Origin of the sequence: Clostridium sp. D53t1_180928_C8, assembly GCF_015667795.1 — a bacterium.
In the GTDB taxonomy this organism is placed as follows: Bacteria; Bacillota; Clostridia; order Clostridiales; family Clostridiaceae; genus Clostridium.
The window spans coordinates 146,557-166,596 of sequence record NZ_JADPEL010000002.1; the positions used below are offsets into that span (position 1 = coordinate 146,557).

Genomic DNA, 20,040 nt, shown 5'->3' on the forward strand with positions numbered 1-20,040 from the left:
TTTTACGAAACTCTTAATATATATTTTTAATTCTTAAGATTACTTTACAATTTTATACTTTTGTAAGTTTATACAAAATTAAAGAGAGTACTAAGATTTATTTTTACACTTCTTATTACTCTCCTTTCTCATAAACCTAAGATATTATATATTAAATTTAGTAACTTCTCTTTGTGTTACTTGAGCTGAATATTTAGAAGCTAATGCTCCCTTTTTATTTTCAAAAATGTTATTTGCAATTAAACTATCCATTAAAGCTTGCACCTCATCATTTGTTATACCTGCCTTAACATCAGAAATTGAGATATTAGATTTCTCCCCTGTTTCAGTTAAAAAAGTCATTGTTAATGTATATTCCATATTCATTTCCCCCTTAAATAAAATTTAAATTTGATCCATCTAATTTACTGCTTCCTCTTAAAAAAAGGATTTTTCTTGTTACTCTTGGATTTGAGATAATTCAGTTACATAGAATGATCTAGTATTTGATTCAAGTAAATTTGCTACTAATTCAGATACTGCTTGAACTTTTACAAGATCTGCATTTGGTACTAAATTACCTATCTTCTTTTTTGTAAAGGTTGGATTCCCATCCTTGTCAATTGCTGATTGCACCTCAATTGATAATACTGTACTTTCAAGAGCTTTATTTGCCATAATAAATTCCTCCATTTCATTTATTTTTTATTTTTTGTCTTACAATTAGTACATATACGAAATGAAATAGTTTTTACAAAATTTATTTAAATTTTTATAATTATTTTTTGCATAAAAAAAATAGTGACAAACTTATGATTTAACATAAGCCTGCCACTCCAATTTACTATTTGTTCAATTTCTTATATAAGAGTAAATAAAAATCTTTTTACATTAAAACTTCATATATATCTGAAAGCTCTAACTTAACTTTATAAGAATCTAAATAATGCTTAACTTCATCATTACTATCACTCTTTTCCACCGTATTAGGTAAAAATACTTTAAAGGTTGTACCCTTATTTAGTTCACTTTCAATCTCAATTTTTCCTTTATGAAGCTCTACTATATATTGCACAATACTTAATCCTATTCCACTTCCCTCATTTTTTCTAGTGAATGACTTGTCTACTTGAACAAACTTTTCAAAAATAGCCTTTTGATTTTCCTTTGATATACCAATTCCCTGATCCTTAACAATTATTTCAGTTACCTCATCATTAATAACTAAATCTACATATATATGAGAGCCTTTACCTGAAAACTTAATAGCATTAGATAATAAATTAAGCATTAACCTTTCAATCATATTAGCATCACATTTTATAATCCATTCTTCTACATTTGTATCAAACTGTAGCTCTATATCTTTTAATTTTGCATACTCTACTACTGATAGAACAACTTCTTCAACAACATTTACTATATCATAATTATTGAAGGTTAAATTTATCATTCCTAAATCAAATTTAGATAAATCCATAATATTGTCTATTAATCTTGTCATTCTTGCACAACTTAAATGTAATGTTTTATTATACTTTTCATATACTTTTCTAAAATCAGTATCTTCATTTTTAATAAGTGTATCCATTAACTGGACTGAAGAAGAAAATAAATTCAACGGTGTTTTTAATTCATGAGAAATATTTGCCATAAACTCACTTTTTTCTTTATCGTATTCTTTAAGCTTTTTAACTTCTGACTCTTTATCTAATATCTGAGTTATTTCCATATAATTAATTGCTAAATATTTTTTATTATTGTTACATGTAATTTTTTGAATATTACAATCAAATGTCTTTTGACTCTTTTGATTTCTTAATAATCCTCTCCATGAATCGTTTTCCTCAATTTCCTTTTTGATCTCTTCTATATTAATAACATTAAGCTTATTATCATTTAAAATTGAGTTGAGCTTATCAATAGAATCTTCACAACAATAATACTCCCTTGTTTTTTCATTTGCATATATAAGATTTCCATTTTCCTCTAAAATATTTATAAAATTATTATTATTTTTTTCTGCTAACGTATAAAACATCTGTAATTTTTCATTTAACCTATTAGCCACAGATACACTTATAAAACTTTCAATCAATGTACCTATTATAATTATGAAAAAGCATATATAGGTTAATGATACTGAAACTAAATTTGTATAAAAGCTTAATTTATTAGCCATATATATTGTATAAACTGCTTTTAATGCAAGAATTAATATACTAGCACTAAAAACATAAAATATATATTTTTTTTCTTTAAATGCTCTAATAAGTAAAAGAATTGAAGATGTTGAGTAAACTAATATTAAAAAAACGTTATATGCTATTAATCTAGTATAATTAACTTTATAATTATTAATATAACTATTTATAGTAAATGACTTTTCAATAACGCCAAAAATTATAGTAAAAGCTATTACTATAAAAATAAAAGCAACTTTATTTTTAAGTATTATATTTCTAAATTTATTTTCTTTTGTTAATGAAATAATTAAAAATGATATTCTAAGTAATGATGCAGATACAATTATATATATAGAAATATCTAATTCATTATAATAAAAGGGAAGATAATCTATATGACTAAATAATATACCAACTGATAAACCAATATACATTAATGAAATAATAAAAATATTATCATCTTTTGTTCTTTGGTATGATATTAAACAACTAAATACACCTAACATGGAGATTATTATATTAAATGATTTTATAAATCCCAATGTTGAATTTAAATATTCCATTTTATATATATTTTTTAAAATTACATTCATAATAATTATTACTGATAATATAATCAAACATAAAATAATAGATATTACTAATTTTTTATCTTTTAAGGAACACTTACCTCTAACAATATTCATACAACACCCCCATTTCTTTATGTAGATAAATTTTATCATATAAAAATATGTTTTTTTGTAATATTTTGTAGAACATTATTAAATTTTATATTTAAACTTTTCTTTAATAAAAAAAACAGTGATAAGCTTACATTTTAAAGAAGCTTATCACTGATAATTTTATTAATAATTCAAGACTTTATCTAACATAATTAAAGTCGCATTTTTATCTGATGTTATATTAATTAATTTTCGCATCTTTTAAAAACTTTTCAATTCCAGCATCAGTTAACGGATGTAAACACATTTGTTTTAATACATTAAATGGAATTGTTGCAATATCGGCTTGGGCAGCTGCACACTTAGATGCATGTATTGGATTTCTAACACTTGCAGAAATAATTTCAGTTTTAATACCTTGAACCTTAAAAATATTAGCAATTTCAGTTATTAATTCAGTTCCGTCAATTCCGATATCATCTAATCTTCCAACAAAAGGACTAACATAAGTAGCTCCAGCCTTTGCTGCCATTAAAGCCTGTTGAGATGAGAATATTAAAGTAACGTTAGTTTTAATTCCCTTTGAACTTAAAATGCTAACAGCCTTTAATCCTTCAATACACATAGGTATCTTAATAACAATATTCTCATGAATTTTTACTAATTCTAAAGCCTCTTCAACCATCTTTTCATGTTCTAAACTAATAACCTCAGCACTAATAGGACCATTAACAATTGAGCATATTTCATTAATTACCTCTGTTAAATCTCTTCCTTCCTTTGCAATTAATGATGGATTTGTTGTAACTCCATCTAAAACTCCCCATGTTGCAGCTTCTCTAATTTCATCTACATTTGCTGTATCAATAAATATTTTCATAATATCTCCTCCATTAATCTTATTTTAATTATTAGTTTTACTACATATTAAAAATTAATTAAATAATTTTCTATTTTTTATCTAATATCCCTTTTACTGTATTTTTAATATTTTTCACACTTAAACCATGCTTTTCTAATAGTAAATCTGGATTACCAGATTCACCAAATACATCATTAACCCCAATTTTTTTAACTAATACAGGGTAATTACTACAAACTACAGATGAAACTCTATCTCCAAGCCCTCCAATAATAGAGTGTTCTTCTACAGTTACTATTCCCTTAGTTTCTTTTGCAGCCTTAATTATAATTTCTTCATCTATAGGCTTAATTGTAGATATATTAATAACTCTAACATCAATACCTTCAGATTTTAATTCTTCCGCTGCCTTTATAGCTTTATGAACCATAATCCCTGTTGATATAATAGTTATATCATCACCTGAAACTAATTCACTACCTTTTCCTATTTTAAAATCATAATTATTATCATATATATCATCTAACGGTATTCTTCCTAATCTTATATAAACAGGAGAATTAATAGCTGCTGCTGCTCTAATACATTTACATGCTTCAATATCATCAGCTGGTGATAATACTATCATATTAGGAAGTGAACACATTAAAGCAATATCTTCTATAGCCTGATGAGAACCTCCATCTGGACCTACTGTTATTCCAGCATGAGTAGCTGCTATTTTTACATTAGCTTTTGGATAACAAACAGAATTTCTTATTATTTCAAATGCTCTACCAGCAGCAAAAACTGCAAATGTTGAAGCAAATGGTATCTTTCCTGTAGTTGATAGACCTGCTGCCATTCCAATCATATTTTGTTCTGCAATTCCTATATTAAAGAACCTATCTGGAAATTCCTTTGAAAAAACTTCTGACTTAGTAGCCTTTGATAAGTCTGCCTCTAAAGCTACTATATTTTTATTTTCCTTTCCTAACTCCAATAGAGTATGTCCATAAGAATCTCTTGTTGCTCTCTTCATTACTATTTCCTCCTATCCTATTATTTCTGCTACCGCCATCTCAGTTTGTTCCTTGTTTGGTGCAACACCATGCCAAGCAACATTATCTTCCATAAATGAAACACCTTTTCCCTTAACTGTATTTGCAATTATGCATTTAGGCTTACCTTTCACTTTTTCTATTTCATTAAAAGCTCTATTTATATCATCAAAATCATGACCATCACACTTAACTACATGCCAACCAAAATCAGTAACTCTACTCTCTAAATTATCTAAAGGCATTATCTCTGAAACTCTTCCATCTAACTGAATATTATTTTTATCAATTATAGCAACTAAATTATCAAGCTTATACTTTGCCGCTGCCATCATAGTCTCCCAAACTATTCCTTCTTGAATTTCTCCATCACCCAGTACAACATAAGTCATAGAATTATAATTATTAAGTTTATTTCCTAAAGCAATACCACATCCATTTGAAAAGCCTTGCCCTAAAGACCCTGTACAAATATCTACACCTGGACACTTCTTTGCATCAGGATGTCCCTGAAGAATAGATCCAATTTCCCTTAAATGATTTAATTCTTCTTTATCAAAAAAACCTTTTTCAGCAAGAGTAACATATAAAGCTGGTGCTGCATGCCCTTTACTTAATATAAATCTATCTCTCTCTTCATCCTTTGGATTTGATACATCTACATTCATTTTTTCAAAATATAAATATGAAATTATATCTATAATAGAAAGAGAACCACCTGGATGTCCTGAACCAGCTTTATTTATTGTTTCTATTATATCTTTTCTTAATTTCTTTGATATTTCCATCAATTTTTCTTTATTCATTAATGCATTTCCCCTTTTCTATTTATATTTTTGTATAAAAATTGAGGAATTAATAAATTCCTCAACTTTTAATTTTCATAATATTTAAACTGTCTCTGTATTTTTAACTACAACTTCTTTATTCTTACTTACTAAACTAATTGCTATTAGCACAGCTACTATAGCAACTAATGTTATAGTTAGACCTGTACCACCAATATATTCTTGAACTTTTCCTAAGAATATTCCTGACACAGCGAAATCTGCATCTGAAAATGTTGAATTTGCAATACCTAAATTACCAAGTACAGGTAATAAAGCTACTGGTAGGAATGATATTAATATTCCATTTACAAAAGATCCTAATATAGCACCTCTTCTACCACCTGTAGAATTTCCAAATACCGCTGATGTAGCTCCACAGAAGAAGTGTGGCACAACCCCTGCTATTATTACAACTAATCCTAATGCACCTAAAGCTACCATAGAAATTATTCCGCCTAAGAATGAGAATATAAATCCAATTAATACTGCATTTTGAGCATATGGGAATACTATTGGGCAATCTAATGCTGGCTTTGAGTTTGGAACTAATTTATTTGAAATACCTTTAAATGCTGGAACTATTTCATTAAGTACTAATCTAACTCCATTTTGGATTAATATAAACCCTGCAGAGAATGTTAATGCTTGAATTAAAGAATATACTAGATAATTATCTCCACCTGATAATTCAGTTTCAACAAATGTTGGCCCTGCTACAATTGCAACTACTAAGTATAAAACAACCATAGTAAGTGAAATAGATACAACTGAATCTCTTAAAAAGCTTAATGATTTTGGCACCTTCATCTCTTCAGTTGATTTTGAGTTTTTACCTACTAACTTTCCAATTAATGCTGATAAAGCATATCCTACGCCTGAAAAATGCCCTAATGCAACAGAATCATTTTTTGTTATCTTCTTCATGAAAGGTTGTAATATTGCTGGTGATAATACCATTACTAACCCTAAAGCAATTGATCCTGTAAATATTAATTGTACACCTGTCATTCCTGATGATGCTAGAATAACTGCTATCATACAAGCTATATATAATGTATGATGCCCTGTTAAGAAAATATACTTAAACTTTGTAAATCTAGCAATTATAATATTTGCTATCATTCCAAATGCCATAATTAGGGCTGTTGCTGTTCCAAATTCATCAATTGCTAAAGCAACAACTGCTTCATTATTTGGAATAACCCCTGATATATTGAATGCATGTGAAAACATAGTTCCAAATGGTGTTAATGAACTTGTTATAACATTTGCCGCTGCACTAATAACTAAAAAACCAACCATTGCCTTTAATGTAGATTTAATAATTACATCCAAATCTTTTTTCTGAAGTAATAATCCAACTAAAACTATTATTCCAACTAAAATTGATGGTTGTGATACAAGATCAACCAATACTTTTAAAAATCCTGTCATTACCAATTCCTCCTATACTTTTAATTACTCTTACTAATATTAATGTATTTTTATAATCCTAACTTTTGTTTTATCTTACTCTTTAACTCATCTCTATCTAATAATGAATCTAAAACTATAAGTTCTGGTAAATGACTTGCACTATCTGCTAAATCTGCCCCAGTAACAAAAATATCTGCATCTGATGCTGTTACATCTGCTAAAGAAGTATGACTTGCCTCATATTCTCCTGATACACCTAATTCATTTAACACATCTGTTATATTCATTTCCACCATAAAGCTTGAACCTAATCCTGAACCACATACTGCCATTATCTTTTTCATTTTAAAATACCTCCATTAATTCCTTTTCATCATTTATTTTAATTATTTTATTAAATTTATTTTTATCCATACAAACCTCTGCAATTTTTCTTAACATTCCTAAGTGTGAATCACTATCTCTTGCAGAAAGTGTAAAAAACACATTTATTTCTTTTCCCAAAAAATCTACTGGTTTATTTAGTTTTACTATACATAATCCTTCTTTTATAGCACCATCTTCTGGTCTAGCATGAGGCATGCAAACACCATCAGCTATACAAAAATAAGGACCAAATTCATCTATTTTTTTTATTATCGAGTCATAATATCTTTTTTCTATAACTCCTTCACTTTCTAAAATATCACAAGATATCCTTATGGCTTCAGTATAATCCTTAACCTCATCTATTATTTTTACAAACATTTTCCTCTCCCTACTTCTTATACTATTTTTTTTATTTCTTCATATTCTGTTGCAAATTTAAACTTATCTATGTTATCATTCTTCATTAATATATTCACTAATGAAACTAAACTTTTACTTTCCTCTTTATTAGCTAAAACTACTATAGCCTTTATAAATACCTTATTTTTAACACCAAACTCTAATGGCTCTTTTAATGTTAATAAACTAACTCCATTATCTACAACATTTTCTGGTGGAGCATGTACAAATGCAATTTCCGGGATAAAAACCATGTAATTTCCTAATGTTTCAACAACTCTTATCATATCTGAAATATAAGCTTGTTTTATTTTTTTAGAATCTAATAAAGGTTGTGATGCTACTTTTATGGCTTCTCTCCAATCTTCTATAGCTAAATTAAATTGAGCATACTTTTCTGGTATTATTCCTGCTATATCAGTTATATTTTCACTTTTAACTTTTTTAACTAAATACTTACAGTTCTTTTCATACCACTTATTATAAATTTCAGCTTTAATTCTTTCTAAATCTTCAATTTCTAATAATGGATTTACCTTTATAACTTTATATTCATTTAGCTGTAAGGGCACTGTCGTTACTATAAAATCAATATTACTATTGACTAAATAATCATTAACATCTTTCAATCTACATATACCTTCAATTGCTATTTCTGGTATCATTAAATTTATTCTAGACTTTAATAAGCTTGAGGTTGCTAATCCACCATTACATACAATTAAAACTTTAGAATTTAGATTGCCTTTAACATACTTCTCAAACAAGGTTTCAAAATACATTGCCATATATGCTATCTCTGCTTCCGGAAACTCTATTCCAACAACATCCTTTTTATTGTTTAAAACCTGTTCAGTTACATCATATATGAATGACATTTTATACTTGATTTCTTCTAACATAGGATTGTTTATTATCAAGTTATTTTTTAACCTATATATTGCTACATTTAAATGCATTGCCATTTGCATTAAAAATTCATTATCATCCTCAACCTTAATATTAAGTATTTCACAAAGTTCATCTACTATTTCTTTAACAACACTATCTACTTCTTCTTGATTTTCAATTATATATTTAGCTCTTTTAGATCCCCTAAATAACTTTATTAAATATAGTATTTTTTCATCAGAAACTCTTACTAATGAAAACTTTTCTATAGATTCTTTTAAGAAAATACTTTCTTCAGTTAATAAATCATCTTTAGAATCATTAATCTCATTACTAGAATTTATACTTTTACATATAGTCAATAATAAAATTCTTTCTAATTCTTCATAAGCTTCTTCTGTATATTGGATACCCTTGTTTTCTTCAATAGCTTCTATAATATTACGTATAATATTTTTATTTAAGTTGCTATTTTCATATAAAATTTTGTATATTTCATATCCATATCTATCTTCAAGCTTATTAAATAATATTGAGAAAGCATTTGCTAGCTTTTCATAGTTATTTTCCTTTATAGTAATTCCATAATAAGCTTTCTTACTAACTTCAATATTTAATTTATTTAATATTTCTTCTGATACTTTCAAATCATTTACTAATGTGTTTTTGCTTACTTGAATATACTCTGATAGTTTTTCAATAGTTGTGCTATTTCTTACTAATAGTATTATTGCTATCATAATAACCCTATCATCAGCTGTATATAACTTATTAGTGCAACCTTTTAGTATATGATTAATACTTTGATTTCTTTTTAAATTAATCTTTACTCCTAGCCTAGGTTTTCTTTCTAATTCAATATTATTTTCTTGTAAAAATGCTCCTATAGAATCTAAATCATTTCGTATTGTTCTTTCGCTTACATCAAATGTTTTAGCTATATTTTCTATAGTTATCCATTCTAACTTATTTTCTAGAAAATTAGTTATTTCTATTTGTCTCTTATTAAGAATTATCAATTCTTTACCTCCTCAGCTACCTTACAATATTAATTGTATTCGTTTTCTTAGTGTTAAACTATACCAATTTTCTTCATTAATTGTGGCAATTTTTATTTACCTTTAACAAAACTATTAAAACTGTTCTAGGTAGAGTTAATAAAAAATCAGTGATAACTTTATAATCTTACACAAAGTTATCACTGAAAAATTCAACCCTATTTCTAATTTTAAATAAATAATATCCTAAGCATCCACCAACAGTATTACATATTAAATCATTTATCTCAAAAAATCTATATACATTTGGTAAAATTAAAGATAATACTACTTGAGTACTTTCAATAAATAAAGAAACTAAAAATATTGCTATTAATATTCTCTTCATATTATTGAATATATTCCTAAAATAATAACCTATAAAAAATCCCATTGGCATAAGTAAAAGTAAGTTCCCACCTAAATTATAGATAACACTTTTCATTCCACCATCATTATAAATTATTAAAATGCTACTAATAGGATTAAGTCTTATTACTGGATTTTTAAAATTAATATACTCTCCCCATGCAACTGTCAAAGGAAAATAGACTTTAGATATAACTCCAACAATATACATAAAAAAAATCAACTTTATAAATTCATTTCTTACCTTAGATTTATTAAGTAATTTCTCACCTGAAGCAACATATATTAATAAATCTAATTTCCAATACAAACAAAGCACTATACCAACAGCCAGAAACTCTTTTTGAGTTATAATAAACATCAATTAACCTCCAATAAAATATATCTTTTAAATTTATAACCATATATCATATTATTAAACACTCTATATAGTTAACCCTTAAAAGCTACCTATTAATTGAAGTAATAAAAGCATGTACTATTAATGCAGTAATAATAGTTATAGATACACCTAAAAATACCACTTTTAATTTAAATTTTCTATTATTAAACTTCTCCATATTAAGCCCCCATAAATTTACTCATAACAGGGAAAGAAATTAAAAATTCCTTCCCTACTTTATTACCATATATCTTATCCTCTTCTTTCAACCCATCCTGAAATATTTCTTTGCTTCGCTCTAGCTACTGCAAGTTCCCCACTTTTCACATCATTAGTAATAGTAGAACCAGCAGCAATATAAGTATTGTCTTCTACAGTTACTGGAGATATTAAGTTTGTATTACATCCAATAAAACTGTTGTTTCCTATAATAGTCTTATTCTTGTTCTTACCATCATAATTTACAGTAACAGTTCCACATCCAAAATTACAACTTTCTCCCACTTCAGCGTCTCCTATATATGTTAAATGAGAAACCTTAGTATTATCACCAATAGTTGATTTCTTAATTTCAACGAAATCCCCAACTCTTACGTGATTCCCTATAATTGATTGTGGGCGTATATATGCAAAAGGACCAACTGTAGTATCACTACCAATAACACTATCTAAAATAACAGAACTTTGAATTTCAACATTTTCTGCAATAGAAGAATTGCTTATTCTTGAATTAGGATATAATAAACATCCTGATCCAATTACAGTATTACCTTCAATAACGTTACCAGGATATATTATTGTATCTTTTCCAATAATAACCTCAGCTCCAATGTAAGTATTTGATGGATCTATTAATGTAACTCCATTTTCTAAGTGAATTGAATTAATTCTTTTTCTTAATTCATGTTCAACTTGTGCAAGTTGCCCTCTTGAGTTAACACCAATAGTTTCTTCAAAGTTAGTTACAACAGCACCAACCTTTTCATCTTGCTCTTTTAATATTCCAATAACATCAGTTAAATAATATTCACCTTGTGAATTATTGTTTGATAACTTTTCTAATGCTTCTAATAAAGAAACTATATCAAAACAATAAACTCCAGCATTCATCTCTCTAACTTTTAATTCCTCTTCATTACAATCCTTATGTTCAACTATTTTTAATACTTCATCACCATTTCTAATGATTCTTCCATATCCACTAGCATCATCTAATATTGAACTTAAAAGAGTTGCCTTATTGCTACTTAAAGAATGTACCTCAAATAATCTTTTAATAGTTTCTTCAGTTATTAATGGTGCATCACCACATAATACTGCTACAGTTCCTTCTTTATCCTTTAAGAAATCTATAGCACATTTTACTGCATGTCCTGTTCCTAACTGTTCTTCTTGTAATGAATATGATACTTCTCTATCTTCAGTTTTAGCCTTAACTAACTCTGAACCCTTCCCTATAATTAGGTTAATATCATTAATTTCTGCTTTTCTTAATGTATCTATAACATGGTTCACCATTTCCTTACCACAAACCTTATGTAATACCTTTGGTAAATCTGATTTAATTCTTGTTCCTTGTCCTGCTGCTAATATTAGTGCACAATTATACATACTTTATCTTATTCCCCCTATTTCAGTACCAGGGAAAAGTGAAGTTTTCTCTTTTCCCCATATAATATATATTAATTAAATTTTGCTTAATATTAAGTTAACTAAACTATTTGCCATTTCATTTATTTCATCTTGATTTTCACCTTCAAGCATAACTCTTACTAAAGGCTCTGTTCCTGATGGTCTTATAAGAACTCTACCAATACCATTTAATTTAGCTTCAACATTATTAATAGCTTCAATTATTTCTGTATCTTCTAAATAAATATTCTTCTTTTCATTAGGAACCTTAGCATTAACTAATACTTGTGGTAACTCCTTCATCACTCCAGCTAATTCACTAAAAGTCTTTCCACTTTCTTTTAATATAGCTGCTACTTGAAGTGCACTAACTAAGCCATCTCCAGTAGTATTGTGATTAAGGAATATTATGTGACCTGATTGTTCTCCACCTAATATATAATTGTTCTTAAGCATTTCTTCAAGTACATATCTATCTCCAACCTTAGTCTTAACTAAGTTAATACCTTCTCTTTTAGCAGCAATGTCTAATCCTAAATTACTCATTACTGTAACAACTAAAGTATCATCCTTTAATTGCCCAGCTTCCTTTAAAGCCTTTGCGCATATTGTTAATAGGAAATCACCATTTATCATGTTTCCTTTTTCATCAACAGCTAAACATCTATCTGCATCACCATCAAAAGCAAATCCAATATCACATTTTTTTCTTACTACGTAATCCATTAATTCTTCCATATGAGTTGAACCACAATTTTCATTTATGTTGTTTCCATCTGGATTATCATTAATTACGTAAACTCTTGCACCTAAAGCTCTAAATGCCTTAACTGCAGCCTTATATGCAGCACCATTTGCACAATCTAAAGCAACCTTTAATCCCTTTAAATCTGTTTTTATTGTACTTTTTGCATATTCTATATATTCATATAAAGCTGATTCTTCCTTATATACTCTACCAACACCTTCTCCAACTGGACTTGGTACTCCTTCAAAGCCATTTTCAATTGTTCTTTGAATTTCATCTTCTAATTCATCTGATAACTTGTACCCTTTTCCATCAAAAAACTTAATACCATTATATTCAACTGGATTATGAGATGCTGAAATCATAACTCCTGCATCTGCATTATATTCTCTTGTTAAATGAGCCACTGCTGGTGTTGGTACTACTCCTAAAATTATAGCTTCTGCACCAACTGAAAGTATCCCTGCAACTAAAGCTGACTCTAACATATCTCCTGATATTCTAGTATCTTTAGCAACTAATATCTTTGGCTTATGTGTTCCTTCTGTTAATACATAAGCTCCTGCTCTACCTAATTTATAAGCTAATTCTGCACTTAATTCTGTATTAGCAATACCTCTAACTCCATCAGTTCCAAACATTCTTGCCATATTTCTTATCACTCCTATTATCTTAATTATTTACTACCATTTTTTTATATCTTCAAATATATAATCGTGTAATTGCTGTACTGTATTTTCCTTATCAAAAGTTAAATAATAAATTTTATCTATCATTTTCCCTTCACAATATTCATCTCTAGGAAATCTTTCTTGTTCTAAGCTTGTTATACCCATCTTTAATACTTCGTTTCCAAAGTTTAATATTTGAGAATAATCTAAGTTTGTTTGTACCATAGGTAAAATCTCACTTAATAAACTTGGATATTGTGTAACATTTATAGATAATATTTTTTCAAAAACTTTACTTAAAACAGTTCTTTGTCTATCTGTTCTTACATAGTCTCCCCCAGTAGCATATCTTATTCTTGAATATGCAAGCGCTTGCTCACCAGTTAAAGTATATGTACCTGCAACATCAATTCCTGGAATATGACTTACTTCCTCGCTAGTTATATCAATAGTCACTCCACCTAACATGTCAATTATTTTTGGTAATGTTGTAAAGTTAACTGCCACAAAATTATCTATATTTAAGTCAAAATTTTTGTTTAAGGTTTTTATCGCTAACTGTGGTCCCCCAAATGCATATGCATGATTAATCTTATCAGTTCCATGCCCTTCAATTTCAACATAAGAATCTCTCATAATTGATGTTAGCTTTAACTTTTTATGAGTTTCATCAATTGTTGCAATTATTATAGAATCTGATCTACCTGCCTTTCCATCTTCAGCATCTATACCAAATAAAGCAATATTGGTAATACTATCATTGTACTCTGATAATTTTTCTTCTACCTTATCACTTATTCCAACATCTGACTTATCTATTTCAATCTTTTCTACTTTATTAAATAGATGATTTCCATAGGCATATATTCCCCCGATGGTTACTAAAATAATACTAAAAATAATCCCTAAAACCAATAAGACAATTTTACTTCTTTTTTTCATGTTACTTTCCTCCACAACTTTATTTATAATTTATATTTTAATCTAATTGTTGGCAAAGTTACTATATAATTACTTACTAGCATTTATAAAAATAGCCTCTATAATTTATACAGAGGCTTATTTTTTATCATTTAAATTATTCAACTGTAACTGACTTAGCTAAGTTTCTTGGCTTATCTACGTCACATCCCTTTTGTTTTGCAACATAGTAAGATATTAATTGAAGTGGTACAACACTTATCATTGGAGTTAATAAATCAATAGTCTTTGGAATATAAACTAATGAATCAACAACTTCCTTTGATGTTTCATCCCCTTCATTAACAACTGCAAATATATTTCCACCTCTTGTAGAAACTTCTCTTACGTTAGATATCATCTTATCCTTTAAAGCCTCTTGAGTCAATAGTGTAATAACTGCAGTTCCTTTATCTATTAAAGCAATTGGTCCATGCTTTAATTCTCCACCAGCATAAGCATCACAATGGATATAAGATATTTCTTTAAGCTTTAAAGAACCTTCCATAGCTACAGCATAGTCTAATCCTCTTCCTAAGAAATAGATATCCCTATGATTGTAGTGTTTATCAGCATATCTTTGAAGCTCTTCCTGCATTTCTAAGGATCTTTCAATCTTTTCTGGAATTGTTAGCATTTCAGCTTTAACTTCTTCTGCATATTCTTCAGTTATAGTTTCTTTTAATCTACCAAAGTATAATCCTAAAATATAGAATGCTGCTAACTGAGTTACATAAGCCTTAGTTGATGCAACTGCAATTTCTGGTCCTGCTAATGTGTAAATTACATCATCAGCTTCTCTTGATACTGAAGACCCTACAACGTTAGTTATAGCTAAAACCCTAGCTCCTTGTCTTTGTCCATCTCTAAGAACTGCTAAAGTATCAGCAGTTTCCCCTGATTGAGATACTACTATTATTAAAGTTCTATCTGTTATTAATGGTTCTCTATATCTGAATTCAGATGCAACATCTATTTCTACTGGTATTTTAGCTAACTTTTCAATAACAGTTTTACCTACAACACCTGCATGATAAGCTGTTCCACAAGCTACTATATAAACTTTATCAAAGTTTTCTAATTCTTCTTTAGTAAACTTAACATTATCTAAAGTTATTTCTTTTCCTAAAGCAATCTTTCCTGCTAAAGTATCTCTTACTGCCTTTGGTTGTTCATGAATTTCTTTAAGCATAAAGTCTTCATATCCACCTTTTTCAGCAGCATCAACATTCCAAGTTACATGGTAAACTTCCTTTTCAATCTTTTCACCATCTTCAGTTATAAGCTCAACTCCATCTTTAGTTAAGATAACAAATTCCTTATCTTCTAATAAATAAATATCTCTAGTATGATTTAAAACTGCTGGAATATCTGAAGCTATAAAGCTTTCATTTTCTCCTAATCCAACTATAAGAGGACTATCTTTTCTTACTGCGATTATTCTGTCTGGCTCATTGTTTGCAATAACTCCAATGGCAAAGCTTCCTTCTAATTTAGCTGTAGCTTTAACTACTGCATCAAAAAGATTTCTTCCATCTCTATAATAGTAATCAACTAAGTTTGGTATAACTTCTGTATCAGTTTCTGATAAGAATTCATATCCTTTACCAGTTAACCATTCTCTTAATCTCATATAGTTTTCAATAATTCCATTATGTACAACACTAATTGTTGCATTACCATTTGAATGTGGATGAGAGTTAACATCTGATGGCTCACCATGAGTTGCCCATCTTGTATGACCTATCCCTATATGTCCATTTATTGAATTAGCATTTAGATCATTTTCTAAATTAGCTAATCTACCTTTTAATTTTCTAACGCTTATTTTTTTATCTTCTATGATTGCAACACCTGCTGAATCATATCCTCTATATTCTAATTTTGAAAGACCTTCAACTAATAAATCAGCTGCTTGTCTTTTCCCTATATATCCTACTATTCCACACATATTTATTCCCCTTATTACTATGATTTGTAGTACGTTTAATTTCTTTTAAATGTATAGTAATTATAGCGCTTTATTTATTATGAATATACACGATGTACTTCAATATATATGATCTAATTGGGTTATATTATATATTTTTTTATTTATATTTATAATATCACCACGTTTAAGTAAAAAAATATAATTTATACTCTTTCTATTTAATTCATCTTAACTTCCAAGCAATAAACTTTTTAATACCTTCCTTAAAAGTAGTTTTTGGATTATACCCTATAGTTGCCTTAGAGTGAGTTATATCAGCACAAGTTCTATTAACATCGCCAGGTTGCATTGGTAATCTATTTAACTTAGCTTTCTTTCCTAAAACTTCTTCAATAGTTTCTACCATTTCAATTAAAGATACAGTCTTATCTCCACCAATATTAAATATTTCAAATACTTTCTTATCAGTATTTACATAGTTAATACTTCCAATTATTCCAGTAACAATATCTTCAACAAAAGTATAATCTCTTGAAGTAGTCCCATCACCATAGAACGGTATCTCTTTATCTTCTAATATTAATGAAGTAAATTTATTAATTGCTAAATCTGGACGTTGCCTTGGTCCATATACTGTAAAGAATCTTAAACAAGCAAAGTTTATATCAAATAAATGATGATATGTATGACATAAAAGCTCACCTGATTTTTTTGTTGCTGCATATGGTGATATAGGATTGTCTACTCTATCAGCTTCAGAAAATGGTACTTTTTCATTATTTCCATATACTGATGAACTTGAAGCAAATACAAATTGTTTAACTCCTGTTTCTCTACATCTTTCTAAAAGATTAACTGTTCCAGTTATATTTACATCATAATATAATGATGGATCTTCTATTGAAGGTCTAACACCTGCACATGCAGCTAAATGCATTATTGAATCTATCTTGTTAGAAAATACTTTTTTTAAAAATTCATTATCTCTAATATCACCTTCAAATACTTTATAATTATCTAAAGATATATTATTTTCTATACAAGTTTTCTTAACTTCTTCTACATTATTTCTTTTTATTGATGGATCATAATAATTATTAAAGTTATCTATAATTAATACTTTATTGCCTTCTTTTAATAATCTCTCTGATAGATGAGATCCTATAAAACCAGCTCCACCTGTAACTAATATTGTTCTCATATAATATTCCTCTTTCCTTTATTTAATTAAAATAGTAATACCCTAAAGTATTACTATTTTATATATTAATGTCTATTTTTAACCTAAGCTAGTCCCTATTAAATAAATCTCTAGTATATACTTTTTCTTCTACATCAAATAATTCTTTTGATAATCTATTTGATACTATAACATCAGATACTGATTTAAACTCATCTAAATCTTTAATTACTTTTGAATGGAAAAACTCATCTTCTTTTAAAACTGGTTCATAAACTACTACTTCAATTCCTTTAGCCTTTATTCTCTTCATTATTCCTTGAATAGAAGAAGCTCTAAAGTTATCTGAATCTGTTTTCATTGTTAATCTATATATACCAACTTTTTTAGGATTTTTAGCTATTATTTGATCTGCAATATGGTCTTTTCTAGTTCTATTGGCATCCACTATAGCACTAATTATATTATTAGGTACATCATCATAATTAGCTCTTAATTGTTTAGTATCCTTCGGCAGGCAATATCCCCCATATCCAAATGAAGGATTATTATAATGAGTTCCTATTCTTGGATCTAAACCTACCCCTTCAATTATCTGTTGGGTATTTAATCCTCTAAGTTCTGCATATGTATCTAGTTCATTAAAGTATGCTACTCTTAATGCTAAATATGTATTAGAGAATAATTTAACGGCTTCAGCTTCAGTACTATCTGTAAATAATACTGGAATGTCTTCTTTAATTGCACCTTCTATTAAAAGATTAGCGAACTTCTTAGCTCTTTCAGATTGCTCTCCAACTATTATTCTTGAAGGATGAAGGTTATCATATAAAGCTCGTCCCTCCCTTAAGAATTCTGGTGAGAAAATTATATTATCGCACTCAAACATAGCTCTTACTTTTTCAGTATATCCAACTGGAACTGTTGATTTAATAACCATTGTTGCTTCTGGATTAATTGAAAGTACATTTGCTATTACAGCTTCAACACTTCTTGTATTAAAATAATTCTTTTCTGGATCATAATTCGTTGGAGTTGAAATTATAACAAACTCTGCATCCTTATATGCTAAATATACATCTGTTGTTGCTACTAAATTTAACTCTTTATTAGTTAAGTAATCTTGTATCTCCTTGTCCACTATTGGAGATACTTTATTATTAATCATATCTACTTTTTCTTGGATAATATCTACTGCTACTACCTCGTTATTTTGAGCTAATAGAACCGCATTAGATAATCCAACATATCCTGTTCCTGCTATTGCTATCTTCATTTTCTATTTTCCCCTTTACATTTAATTAGTACAAACTTTGCAGATTCTATCCTTATTTAAACCATTTATACACTCTCTCGTAAATCTACACAATAAAACTAATTTCCTATTTTTATATTATAATTTAATCTCAATTAACTTATATCAACTTCTAAAATCTATATGTCACTACAACTTTTATTCACAAACAAATTATCATTTGTATTTTTTCCGACTTTTTTACATCCTAACTATACAGAAATTATATTTTATAATTGTTTTCATAATTATTTATTTTTTATATGTGTATCTATATTCCATAATTCCCCTAACATTTTATCATATTCTTCAGGAATTATTTTATCTAATCCACTACCATTAGTAAATGTCATTTCTCCAAAATATATTTTTCCATCTATATTATAGAAATCAACTCTTACATGTGAAAATCCTTCTGATAAAATCGTTGCTAACTCTATCATTTTATCTAAGTTTTTAGGCTTTGGAATAGGCTTTTCATAAACACCATACGTAGCTTGATTCCAAGGTTGCAATTCCCATTCCATATTATATACATTTCTTGTATGCTTAGAGTAACGCCCCATATCCACCCAGCAAAAATATGGCTTTCCATCAAAACATAAAAACTTATAATCTTGTAAATCTCCTAATTCTGTTTCTATATATTCTTCTGCAATTATTTTAGGCGCAATTTTTGAGTAATGTAATTCAAAACCTGTGTTATATCCATAATCTGTCGCTAACCAATCTGAAAACATAACCCTAGCTTTTTTTTTATCTAACTTATTCTTATCTTTTACTATGAGTATTGTTCCTGATCCATGATTAGTTTTTAAAACAAACTTATTCGGTAATTGTGCAAAATTTATTTCATTAAAGCAATTCCAGCATCCTAATATTGGAATTAGATATTCTTTCCCTATTTTTTGGGATATCCACTTTCTTACTTCATATTTATCAGCTAATACTGACTTATATGGATTATTATTAAATAACTTTTCCCATTGCATTTTTTCTGTATATGTAATTAAATTATCCCAATTTAATTTATGACCTATCTTATCCTCATATAATTTTTCAAGTATCTTTTGATAAGTCCCAATCGGCATTGCCTTTATTTTTTCAATTTCTTTTATTTTTCTCTGTCTTTTTATATGTAAATAGTATTCATATAAACTTGGAAATTTACTTTTTAATTTTTTTTTCATTTTCTAC

Annotated in this window: 18 protein-coding genes; all 18 read right to left on the minus strand. The window is 27.9% G+C overall.

Features of this window, described 5'->3' with window-relative positions; translation table 11 throughout:
- Positions 1-144: 144 nt before the first annotated feature.
- Positions 145-360, minus strand: coding sequence for a DUF2922 domain-containing protein (locus tag I4V51_RS02090; protein ID WP_195986680.1), 216 nt, complete (start codon positions 358-360; stop codon positions 145-147).
- Positions 361-438: 78 nt separating this feature from the next.
- The gene (locus I4V51_RS02095; RefSeq protein ID WP_195986681.1) at positions 439-657 is read right to left on the minus strand and encodes a DUF1659 domain-containing protein; all 219 of its coding nucleotides are present in this window, start codon (positions 655-657) and stop codon (positions 439-441) included.
- A 208-nt stretch (positions 658-865) separates the two neighbouring features.
- The gene (locus I4V51_RS02100) at positions 866-2,851 is read right to left on the minus strand and encodes an ATP-binding protein (protein WP_195986682.1); all 1,986 of its coding nucleotides are present in this window, start codon (positions 2,849-2,851) and stop codon (positions 866-868) included.
- Between the two features lie 220 nt (positions 2,852-3,071).
- A complete protein-coding gene (gene fsa / locus I4V51_RS02105; protein ID WP_195986683.1) occupies positions 3,072-3,710 on the minus strand; it encodes a fructose-6-phosphate aldolase in 639 nt (212 codons plus the stop codon).
- Positions 3,711-3,780: 70 nt separating this feature from the next.
- Positions 3,781-4,713, minus strand: coding sequence for a transketolase family protein (locus tag I4V51_RS02110; protein WP_195986684.1), 933 nt, complete (start codon positions 4,711-4,713; stop codon positions 3,781-3,783).
- A gap of 12 nt (positions 4,714-4,725) precedes the next feature.
- Complete coding sequence (locus tag I4V51_RS02115; protein ID WP_195986685.1) at positions 4,726-5,538, minus strand: transketolase; 813 nt, start codon at positions 5,536-5,538, stop codon at positions 4,726-4,728.
- A gap of 84 nt (positions 5,539-5,622) precedes the next feature.
- Positions 5,623-6,996, minus strand: coding sequence for a PTS ascorbate transporter subunit IIC (locus I4V51_RS02120; protein WP_195986686.1), 1,374 nt, complete (start codon positions 6,994-6,996; stop codon positions 5,623-5,625).
- 50 nt (positions 6,997-7,046) lie between these two features.
- A complete protein-coding gene (locus tag I4V51_RS02125; RefSeq protein WP_195986687.1) occupies positions 7,047-7,322 on the minus strand; it encodes a PTS sugar transporter subunit IIB in 276 nt (91 codons plus the stop codon).
- 1 nt (position 7,323) lies between these two features.
- The gene (locus I4V51_RS02130) at positions 7,324-7,725 is read right to left on the minus strand and encodes a PTS sugar transporter subunit IIA (protein ID WP_195986688.1); all 402 of its coding nucleotides are present in this window, start codon (positions 7,723-7,725) and stop codon (positions 7,324-7,326) included.
- Between the two features lie 17 nt (positions 7,726-7,742).
- On the minus strand, positions 7,743-9,656 hold the full coding sequence (locus I4V51_RS02135) for a BglG family transcription antiterminator (RefSeq protein ID WP_195986689.1): 1,914 nt from the start codon (positions 9,654-9,656) through the stop codon (positions 7,743-7,745).
- Positions 9,657-9,822: 166 nt separating this feature from the next.
- Positions 9,823-10,404, minus strand: a complete 582-nt coding sequence (locus I4V51_RS02140) for a VanZ family protein (RefSeq protein ID WP_195986690.1) — start codon at positions 10,402-10,404, stop codon at positions 9,823-9,825.
- Positions 10,405-10,677: 273 nt separating this feature from the next.
- Positions 10,678-12,036 carry a bifunctional UDP-N-acetylglucosamine diphosphorylase/glucosamine-1-phosphate N-acetyltransferase GlmU gene (glmU, locus tag I4V51_RS02145; RefSeq protein ID WP_195986691.1) on the minus strand — a complete coding sequence of 453 codons (1,359 nt, stop codon included), beginning with the start codon at positions 12,034-12,036 and terminating at the stop codon, positions 10,678-10,680.
- Between the two features lie 75 nt (positions 12,037-12,111).
- Positions 12,112-13,455 carry a phosphoglucosamine mutase gene (gene glmM / locus I4V51_RS02150; protein WP_195986692.1) on the minus strand — a complete coding sequence of 448 codons (1,344 nt, stop codon included), beginning with the start codon at positions 13,453-13,455 and terminating at the stop codon, positions 12,112-12,114.
- A gap of 33 nt (positions 13,456-13,488) precedes the next feature.
- Positions 13,489-14,418, minus strand: coding sequence for an LCP family protein (locus tag I4V51_RS02155; protein ID WP_195986693.1), 930 nt, complete (start codon positions 14,416-14,418; stop codon positions 13,489-13,491).
- Between the two features lie 136 nt (positions 14,419-14,554).
- Positions 14,555-16,387, minus strand: a complete 1,833-nt coding sequence (glmS, locus tag I4V51_RS02160; RefSeq protein ID WP_195986694.1) for a glutamine--fructose-6-phosphate transaminase (isomerizing) — start codon at positions 16,385-16,387, stop codon at positions 14,555-14,557.
- Between the two features lie 205 nt (positions 16,388-16,592).
- Positions 16,593-17,570 (minus strand): SDR family NAD(P)-dependent oxidoreductase, encoded by a 978-nt coding sequence (locus I4V51_RS02165; protein WP_195986695.1) that lies wholly within the window; start codon positions 17,568-17,570, stop codon positions 16,593-16,595.
- Between the two features lie 88 nt (positions 17,571-17,658).
- A complete protein-coding gene (locus tag I4V51_RS02170) occupies positions 17,659-18,825 on the minus strand; it encodes a nucleotide sugar dehydrogenase (RefSeq protein WP_195986696.1) in 1,167 nt (388 codons plus the stop codon).
- A gap of 266 nt (positions 18,826-19,091) precedes the next feature.
- Positions 19,092-20,033, minus strand: a complete 942-nt coding sequence (locus I4V51_RS02175; RefSeq protein WP_195986697.1) for an ATP-grasp fold amidoligase family protein — start codon at positions 20,031-20,033, stop codon at positions 19,092-19,094.
- Between the last annotated feature and the right edge of the window lie 7 nt (positions 20,034-20,040).